Source organism: Sphingobium sp. SYK-6 (assembly GCF_000283515.1).
Lineage (GTDB): Bacteria > Pseudomonadota > Alphaproteobacteria > Sphingomonadales > Sphingomonadaceae > Sphingobium > Sphingobium lignivorans.
Window position 1 is genome coordinate 2,221,905 of record NC_015976.1, and the last position, 17,132, is coordinate 2,239,036.

At 65.7% G+C, this 17,132-nt stretch carries 17 protein-coding genes and 2 tRNA genes; 10 read left to right on the forward strand and 9 right to left on the reverse strand.

Features of this window, described 5'->3' with window-relative positions; genetic code table 11:
• Positions 1-8: 8 nt before the first annotated feature.
• From SLG_RS10000 to SLG_RS10010, 3 genes are read right to left on the reverse strand one after another with little or no spacing between them, the layout of a single operon-like run.
• On the reverse strand, positions 9-1,166 hold the full coding sequence (locus tag SLG_RS10000; RefSeq protein ID WP_014076346.1) for a D-alanyl-D-alanine carboxypeptidase family protein: 1,158 nt from the start codon (positions 1,164-1,166) through the stop codon (positions 9-11).
• Positions 1,167-1,214: 48 nt separating this feature from the next.
• Positions 1,215-2,294 carry a septal ring lytic transglycosylase RlpA family protein gene (locus tag SLG_RS10005; protein WP_041391891.1) on the reverse strand — a complete coding sequence of 360 codons (1,080 nt, stop codon included), beginning with the start codon at positions 2,292-2,294 and terminating at the stop codon, positions 1,215-1,217.
• Positions 2,278-3,300 carry a lytic murein transglycosylase gene (locus SLG_RS10010; RefSeq protein WP_051003861.1) on the reverse strand — a complete coding sequence of 341 codons (1,023 nt, stop codon included), beginning with the start codon at positions 3,298-3,300 and terminating at the stop codon, positions 2,278-2,280. The genes SLG_RS10005 and SLG_RS10010 overlap by 17 nt, the downstream gene beginning before the upstream one ends.
• 282 nt (positions 3,301-3,582) lie before the next feature.
• Between SLG_RS10010 and SLG_RS10015 the strand changes: the two genes are divergently transcribed.
• Positions 3,583-3,672: transfer RNA gene (locus tag SLG_RS10015), tRNA-Ser, on the forward strand.
• Between the two features lie 113 nt (positions 3,673-3,785).
• On the opposite strand, the gene SLG_RS10020 is transcribed toward SLG_RS10015, so the two are convergent.
• The 4 genes from SLG_RS10020 to SLG_RS21715 form a co-directional block, all read right to left on the reverse strand.
• Positions 3,786-4,265, reverse strand: a complete 480-nt coding sequence (locus SLG_RS10020) for an SRPBCC family protein (RefSeq protein WP_041391893.1) — start codon at positions 4,263-4,265, stop codon at positions 3,786-3,788.
• Positions 4,234-4,605, reverse strand: a complete 372-nt coding sequence (locus SLG_RS10025) for an ArsR/SmtB family transcription factor (RefSeq protein WP_014076350.1) — start codon at positions 4,603-4,605, stop codon at positions 4,234-4,236. The genes SLG_RS10020 and SLG_RS10025 overlap by 32 nt, the downstream gene beginning before the upstream one ends.
• 112 nt (positions 4,606-4,717) lie before the next feature.
• A complete protein-coding gene (locus SLG_RS10030) occupies positions 4,718-5,806 on the reverse strand; it encodes an Acg family FMN-binding oxidoreductase (protein WP_014076351.1) in 1,089 nt (362 codons plus the stop codon).
• 154 nt (positions 5,807-5,960) lie between these two features.
• Positions 5,961-6,107, reverse strand: a complete 147-nt coding sequence (locus SLG_RS21715) for a hypothetical protein (protein WP_158512709.1) — start codon at positions 6,105-6,107, stop codon at positions 5,961-5,963.
• A gap of 31 nt (positions 6,108-6,138) precedes the next feature.
• On the opposite strand from SLG_RS21715, the gene SLG_RS22185 reads away from it, so the two are divergent.
• The 5 genes from SLG_RS22185 (at position 6,139) to hemA (ending at position 9,937) form a co-directional block, all read left to right on the forward strand.
• Entirely contained in the window at positions 6,139-6,345 is a 207-nt protein-coding gene (locus tag SLG_RS22185; protein ID WP_231848653.1) for a hypothetical protein, read from the forward strand.
• 30 nt (positions 6,346-6,375) lie between these two features.
• On the forward strand, positions 6,376-7,299 hold the full coding sequence (gene folD / locus SLG_RS10040; protein WP_014076353.1) for a bifunctional methylenetetrahydrofolate dehydrogenase/methenyltetrahydrofolate cyclohydrolase FolD: 924 nt from the start codon (positions 6,376-6,378) through the stop codon (positions 7,297-7,299).
• A gap of 57 nt (positions 7,300-7,356) precedes the next feature.
• A complete protein-coding gene (locus tag SLG_RS10045) occupies positions 7,357-7,674 on the forward strand; it encodes a YnfA family protein (RefSeq protein ID WP_014076354.1) in 318 nt (105 codons plus the stop codon).
• A gap of 124 nt (positions 7,675-7,798) precedes the next feature.
• Entirely contained in the window at positions 7,799-8,611 is an 813-nt protein-coding gene (gene murI, locus SLG_RS10050) for a glutamate racemase (RefSeq protein ID WP_014076355.1), read from the forward strand.
• 105 nt (positions 8,612-8,716) lie between these two features.
• Positions 8,717-9,937, forward strand: a complete 1,221-nt coding sequence (hemA, locus tag SLG_RS10055) for a 5-aminolevulinate synthase (protein WP_014076356.1) — start codon at positions 8,717-8,719, stop codon at positions 9,935-9,937.
• Positions 9,938-10,001: 64 nt separating this feature from the next.
• On the opposite strand, the gene SLG_RS10060 is transcribed toward hemA, so the two are convergent.
• Positions 10,002-12,053, reverse strand: coding sequence for a putative bifunctional diguanylate cyclase/phosphodiesterase (locus tag SLG_RS10060; RefSeq protein ID WP_041391895.1), 2,052 nt, complete (start codon positions 12,051-12,053; stop codon positions 10,002-10,004).
• A 119-nt stretch (positions 12,054-12,172) separates the two neighbouring features.
• On the opposite strand from SLG_RS10060, the gene moaA reads away from it, so the two are divergent.
• From moaA to SLG_RS10075, 3 genes are all read left to right on the forward strand, one after another.
• Positions 12,173-13,204: a GTP 3',8-cyclase MoaA gene (gene moaA, locus SLG_RS10065; protein ID WP_014076358.1), complete on the forward strand. Its 1,032-nt coding sequence runs from the start codon at positions 12,173-12,175 to the stop codon at positions 13,202-13,204.
• 13 nt (positions 13,205-13,217) lie between these two features.
• Entirely contained in the window at positions 13,218-13,988 is a 771-nt protein-coding gene (locus SLG_RS10070) for an NAD kinase (RefSeq protein WP_014076359.1), read from the forward strand.
• Positions 13,989-14,054: 66 nt separating this feature from the next.
• A tRNA-Asn gene (locus tag SLG_RS10075) sits at positions 14,055-14,129 on the forward strand.
• A gap of 125 nt (positions 14,130-14,254) precedes the next feature.
• Here SLG_RS10075 and SLG_RS10080 read toward each other — a convergent pair.
• The gene (locus SLG_RS10080) at positions 14,255-15,034 is read right to left on the reverse strand and encodes an alpha/beta fold hydrolase (RefSeq protein ID WP_014076360.1); all 780 of its coding nucleotides are present in this window, start codon (positions 15,032-15,034) and stop codon (positions 14,255-14,257) included.
• A 714-nt stretch (positions 15,035-15,748) separates the two neighbouring features.
• Here SLG_RS10080 and SLG_RS10085 point away from each other — a divergent pair.
• Complete coding sequence (locus SLG_RS10085; protein ID WP_014076361.1) at positions 15,749-17,110, forward strand: aldehyde dehydrogenase family protein; 1,362 nt, start codon at positions 15,749-15,751, stop codon at positions 17,108-17,110.
• The last annotated feature ends 22 nt before the right edge of the window (positions 17,111-17,132 follow it).

The following is a 17,132-nucleotide window of genomic DNA, read 5'->3' on the forward strand; positions in this document are numbered from 1 at the left end:
CCCGCCCGTCAGCCGAACAGCGAGAGGAAGCCGATCCAGAGCCGACCGAAGAAGCCCGCTTCCGAGACCTCCTCCTTGGCGACGAGCGGCAGCGACTGGGTTTCTCCGTCACCGGCGTCCACGAGCAGTGTCGCGATGGCCTGACCCTGCGCGATCGGCGCCTTCACCGGGCCGTTATAGACAATGCGTCCCTTGACCGGGCCGTTGGCCGAGGCGGGAATGGTCGCCACCAGATCGCGTGGCGCGACGAGATCGACCTGGCGTGCCCAGCCGCCCTGCACCTGTGCCTGGCCCAGCACGGCGCCCTTGCGCGCGAGGGGCCGCGAGCGCCAGGACTTGAAGCCCCAGTCCATGAACCGCACGGATTCCTCGATCCGCCCGTTGAAGCTGGTGAGCCCGGCCACGACCATCACGATGCGCCGTCCGTTCTGGATCGCCGATCCGGTGAAGCCATAGCCCGCTTCCTCGGTATGGCCGGTCTTGAGCCCGTCCGCGCCGTCGATCCGCCCGAGAATGGGGTTGCGATTGGCCTGGCTGATGTCCGATCCGCCCATGGTCTTGCCCCAGGTGAACGAGCGGGTCGTGTAGAACTGCCGGTAGAGGTCCGGCGTCTCCTCGACCGAGGCGCGCGCCAGCACGCCCAGATCGCGGGCGGTCACATAGGTCCGCCCTTCGTCGGGCCAGCCATTGCTGTTGCCGAAATGGCTGTTGGTCATGCCAAGACGCTTCGCCTCGGCATTCATGAGATCGGTGAAAGCTTCCTCCGAGCCGGAAATGCCCTCGGCCAGCACCACGCAGGCGTCATTGCCCGAGAGCGTGACGATGCCGTGCAGCAGATTTTCGACAGACACCTGCTCGTTCGCCGAGAGGAACATCGTCGAGCCCTGGCTATGCCATTTGCGCCAGGTTTCCGGTCGCACGGTGAAGCTCTGGTCGAGCTTCAGCTTCCCTTCCCGGATGAGCTTGAAGGCCACATGAGCGGTCATCATCTTCGCCATCGAGGCGGGCGGCATCCGCTTGTTGCTGTCGCGCTCGAACAGCACCCGCCCGGAAGACAGGTCGATCATGTAAGCGACGGGCGCGGTGGAACTATAGCTGGGTGTGGCAGCTTGGGCGGCCGAGAGAAGAAACGGCAGCGCCAGGGCAATCGGCAATGTGAATCGCATCAGGAAGTCCGGTCATGACGGTCATTCGGTCAGCGGCGGCGCCGCTGCTCATCGAGCGTCATTAGCCATCACGCGCGCCTCTGCATAGCCCTTGGCATGGATGCCGCGAAGCGCGGCGCGGGCCGCCGCCTGCGTCTGGAAAGGCCCCGTCCGCACGCGGAACAGGGCGCCGACAGGCATGACATAGCCGTCCACGGCCCTGGCGAGCGCGTCGGCTTTTGCGCGCGATGAGAGGGCCGCGAGCTGAACGACATAGCCGCCCCGGCGCGACATGGCGTCCGGCGCAGAGGCAGGCGGCGAAGCGGCGGACGTGGGCGCTGGCCGGTGCACTGGCTGCGACGAAACGGGCGCCGGCCCGGACGGCCCCTCGGGAAGAGGCGTTCCTGGCGATGCGGGCGGGATGATGGCTTGCGGTGCCGCAGGAGTCGTCTGGGGCGCAGCCTCGGCGTGCGCCGCCGGGGCCGGCAGGTCCACGGCGGCCATCGCCGGCACAGGCGCGGAAGGCTCGGCAGAATTCCCCATGCTGAGCGTGCGCACCGGCACATCCAGCGGCAGCGGCGCAGGCGGCAAGCGCTTCATCAGAGCGGCGCGCAGTCCCGGCGGCGCTTCCATTCGCTCTCCGACCGGCTGGCCCGTCCGCAGCGCCGCCCGCTCCTGCTCGGTGGGGTTCACCTTGCGCACCCGGACCGGGGCAGTACCGTCGATCGCTCTCAGCCCGAGTTGACGAGCCGCCCCCGGCGAGAGGGCAATGATGCGATCGTTGAGCAGGGGCCCCCGGTCATTGACGCGCACGAGGATCGTGCGGCCGCTCTCCAGCGCCGTCACTTCCACATAGGAGGGCAAGGGCAAGGTGCGGTGGGCAGCGGTGACCGCGTCCGGCGCATAAGCTTCGCCTGAGGCCGTCCGGCGCCCGTCCGCCGTTTCCCAGAGCAGCGCGGCATAGCCGGTCTCGTCCAGGGCGAGGACGGCCGCGGGCGTGTGGAGCGTCCCGTCGATCATATAGGGCTCGCCGATCACCGGCTGCCCGTCGGGCGGTGCCCCCGTGGCCGTCGCGGGCCGGGCAGACGCGCCGGCAGCGGCGCATCCCAGCATGATGATCGCGATGACCGACCTAGTGCCTGACCTCATCTGCAAGGAGCCCCACTGACAACGCATAGAAATTGGAACAGTTGTAGTCCAATATCGCGCGATAGTTACCAGTGAGTAAGTATGCGGTGCGGCCGGGCCCGTCGGGCTCCAGCAGCGTCGCCATGATGTTGCCGTCCGGCCAGCTGCCAGAGACCGGCGCGATGCCGAGCGCTTGCCATTCGCGCATGGTCAGCCAGCGGCTGTGCCGCTCGAACACCCGCTTGCAGCGCGGCGGAACGGTGCGCCCGGCCAACGCGGCCCGATCCAAATTGGCCGGGACGCGCACGGCGACACCCCAGGGCTCGCCCTTGCGCCAGCCGGCGCGCACGAAATAATTGGCGATGGAGGCAAGCGCATCGGGCTGGCTGGACCAGATCGCGGCAAGGCCGTCCCCATCCGCATCGCGCGCGTCGCGCAGATAGACGGACGGGAGAAACTGCGGATAACCGAAGGCGCCGGCATAGCTGCCGACCAGCCGCTCGCGCGGGATGCCCCGCTCCATCATGACCATCACGGCGATCAGCTCCGGCTCGAACAGGGCGCGCCTGCGCCCCTCATAAGCCAGCGTGGCCAGCGAGCGGAGCAGATCGAAGTCACCGGTGATCGTGCCGTAATTCGTCTCATGGCCGAAAATCGCGACCATGATTTCCTCGGGGACCCCGGTATCCCGCTCGATGCCGGTCAGGAGCGCGCGATTCGCCTGATAGACCGCTCGCCCCCGGGCAATCTTGCGCCCGTCGATATGGCGCTGCCGATAAGGCTCGAAATCCGGGATGGGCGCATCGGCGGCGGTGGGCATGTTGCCCCGGTCCAGCGCGGCCACGCGCGGATTGAAGGTCAGCCCCGCGATCGCCCGATCGAACGTCGCGTCGCTCACGCCCTGGGCACGCGCCTTGGGTCGCAGGCTCTGGAGATAAGTGGCAAAGCCGCGTTCGGTCTCCACGCCGACCGTGGACCCCGACTGCTGGCCGTGCGCCGCCGGCCCCGCGATGAGGGCGCCAAGCATGCAGAAGGCGAGAAGGCGAAGCGGGCGAAAGGGACGAAGCTGATGAAAGGACATGCCTATATAGTGCCAGACTTTGAGGCCGAGGCAAGGCAGCGACCGAGGATCGGAAAGAGAAGTCTCGCACATTCCGAGTCGCGTCCGCCCCACCGAGACGCGCGATGCCCCTTGCCGGGCGCAAAAACCATGGCCTGGAAGGCATTCACAGCTCAGACCGTCTTTCGCCCCGCGTCTGCATCGCCCGGGCTTTCCTTGGCGCCGATATTCCATTAGGCCGCCGCGCGAGGACAGGTGGCCGAGTGGTTTAAGGCAGCGGTCTTGAAAACCGCCGTGGGTTCACGCTCACCGTGGGTTCGAATCCCACCCTGTCCGCCATGCGCCGCCATTTTGCCGACGCTTTCGTCGTTCAGGCCCGGCCGTTCACCCGGCAGGCGCCTTGCATCCCCGCAGAGACGAGAGGCTCGCACCGCCACTGCGCCGGCACCAACTCAACCGGCCAGCCAGTCGGCAAGCTTGTCTAGCGTCTGCTGACCATATTCGACCGCGCCGAAGTCGATGACGGCCCTGCGCCGTTCGGAGCTGGGGTGAAGCTGGCGCATGGTCAGGACCGTCTTGCCGTCGGCCTGTTCGTCGAAAGTTATCGTCATTCGGAAGCGGTCAGGATCGTCGGGATCGAAAGTGCCATAATCGACGACGATCCTTTCGCCAGGCACGATTTCCAGGAAGCGCATCAGGTTCGGAAAACGCTGCTCCCTGCCATCGAAGAAGCCCACCATGTCGAACCGCCACACCCCGCCTTCGCGGATATCGGCCTCGTGAGTCTCGATCTTCAGACCAGCCGGCCCGTACCAATGGGCAAGCGCATCCGGGTCCATCCAGGCAGCGAACACCTTGTCGCGCGGGTGCCTGAAGACCCTCGTCAGCACGATCTCCCGATCAAGCGCCCAGTGTTCCAGCGGGTTTGCCATGTTCATCGTCATCCTTATGGGTATCGTCCAAATAGGCTTCCAGTCGATCGAAACGATCGGCCCAGCGCTGTCGCTCCGCAGCCATCCACTCCGCCGCCTCGTCGAAACGCGCGCGCTCCAGTCGGCACCACCGGCTTCGACCGCGCTTCTCGCTCGCGATCAGGCCGGAGGCTTCCAGCACTTTGAGATGCTGCGTGAAGGACGGCAGCGCCATTTCGAATGGCTCCGCCAGAACGGTGACAGGGAGTTCGCCGTCAGCGAGCCGGGAAATCACGGCGCGCCGCGTGGGATCGCTCAGGGCATGGAACGCTGCGTCGAGAGGCGTTGAAAGGTAAGGCATACACCTTACTAACAAGCCCGCTGCAATCGGTCAAGATACAACGTCGATTGCCTAAGTATTGTGGAAATCGGCACGAGCGACGACTTCGCCGTGGCCCCCACCCCCGCACCGCCTATGCGAGGACGTCCTCGACCGGTCGTCGAGGCGAATATGGCAGCGTCGGCCCGTAGCCGAAACGCATCACGATATCGGGGCGCAGTCCGGCTTCGCCCACCAGGGACGCGAGCGCCGGTCTCAGCCGCGCCACTTCCACCGGCTGGTTGACGAAGGCCTGCTTGAGGCCGAGCGCCGTCGCGGCCAGGGCGAAGCGCTGGCAGGCGCGTCCCACCGCGACCCAGTGCGCTTTGTCCTCATGCTCGGCGAGGAAAATGGCGATCCCGGCGGAGCTGTCGATCTGCCGGGCATATCGCTCATTCTCGCCTTCCGCCGTGACGAACATGTCGAATGCCACATGTCCTAAAATGTCCGGCAACACCGGATTGCCGCTGGCCGCCGTGAACAGGCCATCGCCGTTTTTCGCGGCGCTGCGGGGGTTAAAGCGAAGCCAGTCCTTCAATTCGGCCCGGAAAGCCGCATCCCGCATCTGTCCATCATTGCCGGCCACGATGAGGTCCCGCACCGGATCGATCCGCCGCCGTTCGGTGAGCAGCACGAGGCGCACACCCGGCACGGCCGCCGCTTTCCTCAGTGCCTCGAGGGCATGGGCCGGAACAGGTCTGCCATCATAGTCGGCACGCGCCGATTGCCGCCTGGGAATGGCGGCGAAGAGCGGATCGGATCGTGCGGCCCCGCGCGAATGAAGGAAGCGGACCCTGCCCTCGGCATCCGCCTGCGCCTCACCCGGACGCCCCGTCGCTGCCGCTGCGATCGCGAGGTTTTCCGCCGCGCAGCCCAGGCTCACGAAGAGATGATGGTCGTCAGGATCGACGACGCGCGTGGTGCGGGCAAAATCCGGCAGGATATCGATCGCGCCGGGCCGAATGACGAATTTCCATGGCTGCGTATTATGGCCGCTGGCCGCAAGCGTCGCGAACCGGATCAACTCCCTGTCATGCCGATGCACATCGAGCGGCGCGCGCAGATGGCGAACATGCTCGGCATAGTCAGCCATCGAGCCAGTGGACGAGCGCCATCCATAAACGCCGATACCACCCAGCAGCACTGTCCCGCCCGCTCCAAAAAGGACGTCGCGTCTCAGCATCACCTTTCCCCTTCACCGCCCATGCTATCGGAAAGGGGAGGACCAGAACTTGATCTCGATTAAGGGGATAAGCGCCCGGACTGGGTCTCCTGTCACCGCTCAGGCACCTGCAGGCCGGAAGCGGACCGATCCGCATCCGGCCCCGGGATCAGGTTCAGCGCTTGCCTTCCTTCTCGGCCGCCTGCTGAACCGCGGCATTGCTCGACGTCTGGGTGGTCGTTCCCGGCGTCGGCTGGCTGGGGGACGGGTTCTTGCCCGGCTGCTGCTTGTTCGGGTCGAAGGCGGGTGGCTGGTCTGGCATCATGCTCTCCTCTGGTTGCCGCCGCTCGGCGGTGGTCGCTGGGAAAACGGCCGAGATCCGCGATCCGTTCCTCAAAATCCGGGCTCATGCGACGGATCGCCCGCTCCTTTCCGCCCGCCTGCCGACAATCTATCCCACGCACGTCCTGCGCCTCGTCGCCATGCATCTCGACGGATCGACCGGTTGCCGTTATCGACCTGAAAATGAGATGCGCGACAGAAGCATCCTCTTCCCCTGAGAGATTCGACAAAACACGAAAGGTTTCCCCGTGACCTCGATTGCCCTCAAGGCCGAACCAAAGACCGGCGCAAAGATCATCGATGGCCGCGCGGTGGCGCGCGAGATGCGCGCCGAGCAGAAGCTGCGCGTCGAGGCGCTCAAGAAAAAGACCGGCGTCACGCCCGGCCTTGCGGTGGTGCTGGTCGGCGAGGATCCCGCTTCGGCGCTTTATGTGGCCAACAAGGTCAAGGCCTGCGATGCCGTCGGCATCACGTCCTTCAGCCATCGCTTCCCCGCGACGATCACCAATGAGGAGCTGCTGGGCCTCATCGAGACGCTGAACGCGGACCCTGCCGTCCACGGCATTCTGGTGCAGCTCCCCCTGCCCCGCCACATCGACATGGCTAAGGTGCTCGAGACGATCACCCCCGAGAAGGACGTCGACGGCTTCCACCTGTACAATGTCGGTGCGCTGGTCGTCGGACGCCAGATTTTCCCGCCCTGCACGCCCTATGGCGTCATGAACCTGCTCAAGCATGAGAACATTCCCATCGAGGGGCGCAATGTCGTCGTAGTCGGCGCCTCCAACATCGTGGGCAAGCCGATGGCGCTCATGCTGATGGCGCAGGACGCGACCGTGGCGATCTGCCATGCCAAGACGCGCGACCTCGCCCAGTTCACCATCCTGGCGGATATTCTGGTGGTGGCGGCCGGCGTGCCGAACCTCATCCTGCCGCAGATGGTGAAGACGGGCGTCGTCGTCATCGACGTGGGCATCAATCGCCTGCCGGACGGCCGCGTCGTCGGCGATGTCGATTTCGAGGGCGTCAGCAAGAAGGCGAGCTACATCACGCCCGTTCCCGGCGGCGTCGGGCCGATGACCATCACCATGCTCATCGACAACACCATCCTGTCCGCCGAGCGCAGCACCGGCCTACGCACGGACGATCCGCGCGAAGAAGCGGTAGCCTGAGTTGATCCGGGACGGCGGCCATCGGCGACAGCCGCCCCGGAGAAAGCGCTTTCCGGATTGAAGACGTTCCTGCTCTTCGCGGCGACCGCGCTCGCGGAAATCATCGGCTGCTATCTGCCATGGCTGTGGCTGAGAGGCGGCAAATCGGCCTGGCTGCTGTTGCCCGCCGCGATCAGCCTCGCTCTGTTCGCGTGGTTGCTCACGCTGCATGGCACGGCGGCCGGCCGGGTCTATGCGGCTTATGGCGGCGTCTACATCGGCATGGCGATCCTCTGGCTGTGGGCGGTCGATGGCGTCCGCCCGACCGGCTGGGACATGGCCGGCGCGCTGGTCGCGCTCACCGGCATGGCCATCATCATGTTCCAGCCGCGCTGATTGGCCGCCCGCCCGAGCAACTGCTTTCCGCCCCGTGGGATGCAGGCCTCGCGGCGGCTGTCCCGATGACCGGGATCAAAGCGCGCGGATTGACTTGCGGGCGCATCCGGCCGCAAGGAAGCGCATGCCCGACCCGACATGCGCACCGGACTCTCCCGTTCTTTTCTTCGATTCGGGCGTTGGCGGCCTGTCGATTCTCGCGCCCGCGCGGCGCCTGCTGCCGCACATGCCCGTGGTCTATGCAGCCGACAGCGCCGGCTTCCCTTACGGCACCAAATCGGAAGGGGAGATCGCGGCGCGCGTCCCCGCTCTGCTGGGCCGGCTGGTAGAGCGCTATCATCCGCGAATGGCCGTGATCGCCTGCAATACGGCGTCCACCATCGCGCTCTCGGCCGTCCGGGCAGCGCTCGATATTCCGGTGGTGGGGACGGTGCCGGCGATCAAGCCCGCCGCGCTGGCGTCGCGTACACGGGTCATCGGCGTGCTCGGCACGAACGCGACGGTCCGCCAACCTTATGTGGATCGACTCGCCGCCGAGCATGGCGCGGATTGCGTGATCCTGCGCCACGGCAGCGCCGAACTGGTCACTTATGCCGAGGCGCGCCTGCGGGGCGAGCCGGCCGATCCTGCCGTGCCACGCCGCGCGCTGGCGGGCCTTCTCGATCAGCCCGGCGGCGAGCGGATGGACATGGTGGTCCTCGCCTGCACGCATTTCCCGCTCGTGGAGGATGAGCTCGCCGCAGCCGCGCCGCGTCCCCTCACATTCCTGGATGGCGGCGCTGGAATCGCCCGCCGCATCGCTTATCTCAATGGGGATGCCCCCTGGCCGACGGGCACGCCCGAGGGCGCTGCGGTATTCACGCGCGTCGATGCCTCGATCGAGGCACTGGCGCCCGCTTTGGCCCGCTACGGTTTGTCATCGATCAAGGCGCTGTAGTCGCCGAGCGATCATTATGATGGAAATTCTGCGAACTGTTATCAGTGGCTTTTCCGGCATTTGCTGGTAGAGGCGCGAAATATCGAAGTCGGGGTGCTGCCAAAGATGAATTATCAGCATGTCTTCAATCAGGCCATCGAGCGCCTGCATGCGGAAGGGCGCTATCGCGTCTTCATCGATATCCTGCGCAACAAGGGCATGTATCCCAATGCGCGTTGCTTCGCGGGCCATAACGGCCCCAAGCCGATCACGGTGTGGTGCTCCAACGACTATCTGGCGATGGGCCAGCACCCCAAGGTGATCGCGGCGATGGAAGAAGCGCTGCATGATGTCGGCGCCGGCTCTGGCGGCACGCGCAACATCGGCGGCAACACGCATTACCATATCGATCTCGAATGGGAGCTGGCGGACCTGCACGGCAAGGAAGGCGCGCTGCTCTTCACGTCCGGCTATGTCTCGAATGAAGCCACGCTGGCGACGCTGGGCAAGGTTCTACCGGGCTGCATCATCTTCTCCGACCAGCTCAATCATGCCTCCATGATCGCCGGCATCCGCAATTCGGGCTGCGAGAAGCGGGTCTTCCGCCACAATGATCTCGATCATCTGCGCGAGCTGCTGGCCGAGGCCGATCCGGAAGCGCCCAAGCTCATCGCATTCGAAAGCGTCTATTCGATGGACGGCGACATCGCGCCTATCCATGAAATCTGTGATCTGGCCGACGAGTTCAACGCGCTGACCTATTGCGACGAGGTCCATGCGGTCGGCATGTATGGCGCGCGTGGCGGCGGCATTACCGAGCGTGACGAAGCCGCAGACCGCGTGACGATCATCGAAGGCACGCTGGGCAAGGCTTTCGGCGTGATGGGCGGCTATATCGCGGCGGACAAGGTGATCGTCGACGTGATCCGCAGCTATGCGCCCGGCTTCATCTTCACGACCTCGCTTTCGCCCGTACTGGTCGCCGGCGTGCTGGCGGCTGTCCGCCATCTCAAGGCGAGCCAGGCCGAGCGCGATGCGCAGCAGGCTGCTGCGGCCTTCCTCAAGGCGGAAATGGCGTCGAACGGCCTGCCGGTCATGAATTCCGTGACGCACATCGTGCCGCTGATGGTCGGCGATCCGGTCAAGGCCAAGCGGATCAGCGACATCCTGCTCGCCGAATATGGCGTCTATGTGCAGCCCATCAACTATCCCACCGTCCCCCGCGGAACCGAGCGGCTGCGCTTCACGCCCGGCCCCCAGCATTCCGAAGAGATGATGCGGGACCTGGTGAGCGCGCTCTGCGAGATCTGGGATCGGCTCGAGCTGGAATTCCGTCAGGCCGCCTGAGCCTCTTCCCGTTTTTGCTTCGGCCCTGCCCGGCCGGCCATGAAAAGGCCGGACAGGCGGGCCGTCAGCGTCCCTTTACGAGATCGGCCAGTGCCGCGCTCGTGATTGGCGGCGAGCGCAGGAAGCCCTGATAGCTGGTGCAGCCGGCCCGGGCCAGAAGCGCGAGCTGCTGCTCCGTCTCCACCCCTTCGGCGATGACGCCGAGGTCCAGCGAGCGGGCCATGTCGATGATGGCACGCACGATGATGCGGTCACGCCCCGTTCCGGTGATGTCTCGCGCGATGCTGCTGTCGATCTTGAGATAGTCGAGCGGCAGGGACTTGAGATAGGCGAGGCTCGAATAGCCGGTGCCGAAGTCATCCACCGCGACCGCCAGCCCCGCTTCGCGAAGCTGCGTCAGCAGCAGGGACGCCGTGCCCAGGTCCTCCACCAGCCCGCTTTCCGTCAGCTCCACCGTGAGTCGGTCTCGCGAGAAGCCGGACTCGTCGACAAGCTGCAGGAAGCTGGTGAGAAAGTCCGGCTCGGATATGTCGGCGGCCGTCACATTGATCGAGAGGCGCAAGGACCGCAGCTGCACCGGCCAGGCGGCCGCTTCATGGAGCGCGCGGGCATGGATATGGTCTGACAGCGGCAATATGAAATCGGACCGCTCGGCAATGGCGAACAAGGCGCCGGCACCGATCTCGCCATAATGGGGATGCTGCCAGCGCGCGAGCGCCTCGGCTCCGATGATGCCGTCCGTGGCCATGTCATATTGGGGCTGGAAGAGGATCTGTATCTGGCCGCTGTCGAGCGCGTGGCGCAAGTCGCTGTGCAGCCGGTCGTCGTCCACGATCCGGCTGCTGTCATCCGCCACCCGGACGCGAATCCCCCCTTGCGGCCCGCCCCGCCGCGCATCCGCCAGCGCATTGCTGGCGCGGCGCAGGATCGTCTCCGCGCTGTCCCCGTCCTGCCCCGGTGCGATGCCGCAGCGGCTGGAGAGGCGGATGAGGAAATCGCCCGCATTGAACGGCCGGCTGATCTCGACGACGATCTGACGCGCAAGCAGGGCTGCGCGGTCGAGCAGGGCATCGGAGGCATTGCGCTCGCCGACGAGACCGACGAGAAATTCGGTGCCGGTGAGCCGTGCCACCAGCGCGCCCCGTCCGCCCATCGCGTCCACGAGGCGGGTGAGGCGCATCGCGACGCGCGCCAGCATGGCATCGCCGACCAGCCGGCCATAGGCACTGTTCACCCGGTCGAACTCGCCCAGCCCCACGAGGATTGCCAAAGGCTGCCGTCCCGCCGCCTGAACCTGATCGAACCATCGCATCGCGCCCTGCCGGCTGGCGAGGCCCGTCATGGGATCGCGATCGCGGGAATTGGAGCGGGGCTGCGCGTCCAGCTCCTCGACCTCGCCGCTGAACCCTCTCGAATCGGGATAGAGATGCTGCACGAGGCGGCGTGCCTTCTGCCCCGGCAGGCTGTGCGCGAACGCCGAGGGCATGAGATCATCCACCGCCTGGCGGATCGCGGCGATGGCACCCGCACGATCCGGCCGATCCAGCGCGCGCACGAGATCGCTGATCGTCCAGCGACTGTAGTCCACGCCCGGCGCCATCAGCTGGAGAAGCTCGGCGAGCGCGGGGCTGATCGAAAGTGTCCGCTCCGCTCCGTTCCACCGCCAGAACAGCGCATCGCTCCGTTGCACGGCATGGCGGTTGCGCGCAGCGGCGAGACTGCCGATCAGCCGCTCGGCCAGCTTGTCGGCCGCCTGCAGGGCCCTGCCGAGGCGCTGTTCCGTGATCTCGCCGTCCAGAAGATGAGTCACGCCCGACGCGATCAGGTCAGGCACATGAGGCGCCGCCATGTCGTCGAGCAGGACGAGCATCGCCCCACCGGATGCTTCCACCGCATCGGCCAGCGCAGTGACCGCAGCCTGCGACTGGGCGGCATCCAGCGACCGCAAATCGAGCAGCGCCGTCCTGGCGAGGCTGCCGAGATAGCGGCTCTCGGCCCGCTCGCGACTGCGCGCCGCGACCGGCTTCCAGCCGAGCCGGTTGGCCATGAGCGACAGCGGATCGCGATGCCTGGGCGAAAGAATGAACAAGGGCAGCCGGTCCGGATCGTCTGGCAATCCGCCCCCGGGAGCTTGTTCTCCCTGCGTCTGCTTGACTTCGGCGTCTGTCAAAGCGCGGTGCGACCTGTTCGAGTTCTTGCGGGATGGTTGCGCCAGCCCTGTGCATCGCCTAGCTAATGCTCATGGCGAACGCAATCGAGACACAGGCGAAAGCGGCTGCGGGCATGCGCGATTCTCATGGTCGGCAGATCGACTATCTGCGCATTTCCGTGACGGACCGGTGCGATCTGCGCTGTCGCTACTGCATGAGCGAGACGATGCAGTTCCTGCCGCGCCGGGAAATCCTCACGCTGGAGGAAATTGCCATCATCGCCGAGCGCTTCATCGCGCGCGGCGTGCGCCGCATCCGCCTGTCAGGTGGCGAGCCGCTCGTGCGCCGGGATTTCGCGGATCTTGCCCGCGCGCTCGGCCGTCATGTGAAGTCCGGGCGGCTGGACGAGCTCACGCTCACGACCAACGGCACGCAGCTCGCAAAGCATGCGGACATGCTGTTCGATGCCGGCATTCGTCGCATCAATGTGAGCCTCGACGCGCTTGATCCCGCGATTTTCGCAGACATCACGCGCGGCGGCGACCTGCCGGCTGTCCTGGCTGGTTTGGAAGCGGCGCGCGCGGCCGGGCTGAAGCTCAAGATCAACATGGTGGCGCTGCGCGGCGTCAACGAGGATCAGGTCCTCCCGCTGCTCGATTTCTGCGAGACGCATGGCCATGACCTGACGCTTATCGAGACCATGCCGCTTGGCGACGTGGCCGATGACCGCGCCGACCATTTTCTGCCGCTGGTCGAAGCGATCGCCCCTATTCGCGCGCGGCATGACCTCGTGCCGCTGTCCGATCGGACCGGCGGACCGGCACGCTATTTCGCCCTGTCCGGCCTCAGGACGCGGCTCGGGCTAATCACGCCGCTCTCGGAGAATTTCTGCGCGGGCTGCAACCGCATGCGGCTGACCTGTCAGGGCCGCATCTACATGTGCCTCGGCCATGAGGACCATGTGGACCTCAAGGCCGCTTTTCGCGCGGACGGCGTCGCCGGCATCGATGCATTGCTCGATCAGGCGCTCGCGGCCAAGCCTGCGGCTCATGATTTCAGCGTCTCCAGAGGCGCATCGCCGTCCACGCGGCGCCACATGAGCGTTACCGGCGGCTAGGCCGGCACGCGCCATGGATCGCAAACTCGCTCTGCTCGCATCGCCGACGGACGCGGCGCAGGAAGCGGCGCGGCGCCTGAGCACGATTTCCCATTTCGTCGAGATCGGACAGGCCGATGCCATCATCGCGCTGGGCGGCGATGGCTTCATGCTCCAGACCTTGCACGGGATGCTGGAAAACCACCGCACGGTGCCGGTCTTCGGCATGAATCTCGGCACCGTCGGCTTCCTGATGAACGAGTGGCGGCTGGCAGGGCTCGACCAGCGGCTTGACCGGGCCAAGGCCTTCAAGGTCAATCCGTTGCGGATGCACGCCACCACGGTGAGTGGTGAGCAGATCACCCTGCCCGCCATCAACGAGGTCTCCCTGCTCCGCGAAACGCGCCAGACCGCCTGGATCGAAGTCTCCGTGAACGGCCGCGTCGTGATCCCCGAGCTGGTCTGCGATGGCGCGCTGGTGGCGACGCCCGCCGGCTCCACTGCCTATAATCTCTCGGCCCAGGGCCCCATCCTGCCGCTGGGCTGCGGATTGGTGGCGCTGACGCCGATCAGCCCCTTCCGTCCGCGCCGCTGGCGTGGCGCGATCCTGCCGGAGCGCACGCGCATCACCTTGCGGGTCGTGGATCCCGTCAAACGGCCCGTTTCCGCCGTGGCCGACCAGCGCGAGGTGCGCGATGTGGCGCAGGTTCAGATCGCGGTGGACTTCGCCATGCCACTGACGCTGCTGTTCGATCCGGAGCACACGCTGGACGATCGCATCGCCGCTGAACAATTTATCTCCTGAGAGCTCTTGCCATCCTTTGAAACCCGCTGCTATAGGCGCGGCCTCGCCGGGCAGATGCCCGGTTGCTCCCCGATAGCTCAGCGGTAGAGCTCTCGACTGTTAATCGAGCGGCCGTTGGTTCGAATCCAACTCGGGGAGCCACTTCTTCTCTCGCAGGCGTCGGCCAGCGACTTTCCAGACCGTAGAGAAATTCTCTCGCAGAACGGGTTATCCCGCTGCGCCTTGAGCACAGCGCTAGAGACACGCCCCTTCCCGACACCGCGTCTTCAGTTCTGGTCCGCCGCGTCCAGAATCAGGCGCGCAATGGCGTCGGGCTGTGAAATGAGCGAGACATGGCTCGCCTTGAGCTCGATCGTCGTCGCGCCCATCCGCTTGGCCATGAAGCGCTGGAGATCGGGATCAATGGTGCGATCGTCCGCCGAGACAGCATAGTAGCTGGGCTTGCTCCGCCAGGCCGCGCTGGCGACCCGTCCGGTGAGGAGTTCCCGTCGGAAGGGCTGCTGGACGGCATGAAGCGCTTTCGCTTTCGCTGGCGGCAGATCCCCGGCGAAATCCCGCACGAAGGCCTCCTCGCTCAGCCGCCCTTCATCGCCATCATAAATGATGCCCGCGCTCGCAGGCGGCGTCGGGAACCTGGCCGCCAGGGCGCCATAATCCTCGCCCGCATCAGGCGCGCGGGCCGCGACATAGACCAGCGCCGAGACGCTCGGGTGCATGCCGGCTTCGGTGACAATCATCCCGGAGAAGCTGTGGCCGGCCAGCACCGTGGGACCATCCTGCCTGTCCAGAATCCGTCGCGCCGATGCAATGGCCTCAGGCAGCGTCGTCAGCGGATTCTGGACCGATGTGACGTTGAGCCCCTTCGCCTGCAGGATGGGAATCACCTCGGACCAGGACGAACCGTCGGCGAACAGGCCATGCACGAGCACGACGTTGCGCGCCCTGCCCCCGGTCGCTGCCCTGACGGTCGCCGCCGGTCCGGCCAATGCCACTGTCGCGCCCAGGGCAAGGGCGGCGTTCGTGAAGCCGCGTCGATCAATACGCATGAGTGCCATTCCCTCCCGGGCAGCGCGACAGCGTCGCGGCCCCAGGGCTGATCGACATTCAGATGATGGCGTGACGAAAATGTTGGTTTTCCGGGACCCGGCGCGCAGCGTACTCAAGGTACGTGAGCACCGGAAGCCCGGGAAAGCGCCATTTGCAGGCCGCCAGCGCTGGAGCCGAAGGCGTCCGTAGGACAATGTCGATCAGCCCTAAGGCCCCCTCTTGTACCGAAGAGAGCCCAGAGGGGCCAGAGGGGCCTGGCTCGCCTTGGGCGTCGCGCGCCCCTTCGTCCCCCATCCGCCGCGTTTTTCCCTGTCCTACAGCCCCTCCGCCATGGCAGCCCGGCCGGACACTTCTTCCGATCGAAGGAGACAGCGCAATGCGCGCCTCTTTTTCATTTCATGACTTTCCTCGCCCGTTCAGGCCGCACGGGCTCGCCGGGACAGGCTCCAGCGTCCGGCTCATCCGACCTGCCGCACAGGCCATGGAAGCGGAAGATGACACCGACGTGTCGTCATCTTTGTAAACTTCCAGACCGCAGCGCCCTGTTGGACGGGCATGGTCAGGCCGTCGTCGCGCCCTCGCGCGGAACCCGCACTCTTCTTCCGGTGTCGACCAGCGCGCCGCCATCTCCGTGTCTCCGGCGCCCCTTGAACTTCCGCCGCATAACGACCTACAAGTCCGCACATTCCAGCCCGTTCACAAATGGTAGGCCCATGACCAGCTCCACGCAGAACACCACGGACATCACCCAGGAGATCGCGCGCGTTTTCGCCCTGCAACAGGCCCATCAATGGGATGTGAAGGCCTCGAGCGCGGAGCAGCGCAAAGCGAAGCTCGCGAAACTGAAAGCCGCCGTGGAAGCGCATGCGGACGCGATCATCGCGGCCGTGCGGGAAGACACGCGCAAGCCCGAGGGCGAGATTCGCGTGACGGAAGTGCTGAACATCGTGAGCAACATCCAGCGGAACATCGACAATCTCGATGCGTGGATGGCGCCGACCGACGTCACTCCCTCGCTCAATCCCAATGACAGGGCGCAGATCATCCATGAAGCGCGGGGCGTATGCCTCATCCTGGGGCCCTGGAACTTCCCGCTCGGCCTGACCTTTGGTCCGCTGGCCGCAGCCGTTGCCGCCGGCAATTGCTGCATGGTCAAGCTGACGGATCTGTGCCCGGCCACGGCCCGCGTGGCAGGCAAGATCGTCGGCGAAGTCTTCGACGAGAACGAGGTCGCGCTGTTCGAAGGCGATGTCGGCGTGGCGACCGCGCTGCTCGATCTTCCTTTCAACCACATCTTCTTCACGGGCAGCACGCGGGTCGGCAAGATCGTGATGGCCGCGGCGGCCAGGCACCTCGCCTCCGTGACCTTGGAACTGGGCGGCAAGTCCCCCGTCATCATCGATGAAGGCGCGGACATCGACAAGATCGCCGCCGATCTCGCCGGCGCCAAGCAGTTCAATGGCGGTCAGGCCTGCATCTGCCCGGACTATGTGTTCGTCAGGGAGGATCAGCAGGCGCAGCTCGTCGAGGGCTTCAAGGCCAATGTCGCGAAGAATCTCTATGCGGAGGACGGCACGATCCGGAAGGAGAGCATCGCGCAGATCGTGAACGAGAGCAATTTTTCACGCGTGAAGGCTCTCTTCGACGATGCCGTCGCTCAGGGTGCGACCGTTGCCGTCGGCGGCGTGCTGGAAGAGGCGGACCGGACAGTCCATCCCACCATGCTCACCAACGTGACGCCGCAGATGAAGATCCTGCAGGAGGAGATCTTCGCGCCGCTCCTCCCCGTGATGACCTATGACAGTCTCGATCAGGCCATCGACTACATCGAAGCGCGGGACAAGCCGCTGGCGCTTTATGTCTACAGCGACAATGAAGCCAATGTGCAGAAGGTCCTCAACCGCACCTCATCGGGCGGCGTTACCGTCAATGGCGTGTTCTCGCATTATCTCGAGAATCAGCTTCCCTTCGGCGGTGTCAATCAGAGCGGCATGGGCAGCTATCACGGCTATTTCGGCTTCAAGGCCTTCTCGCATGAGCGGGCGGTCTACCTGCATCAGCACGCTGCCGCCTGATTCGTTAGACCGGGGACGGCGC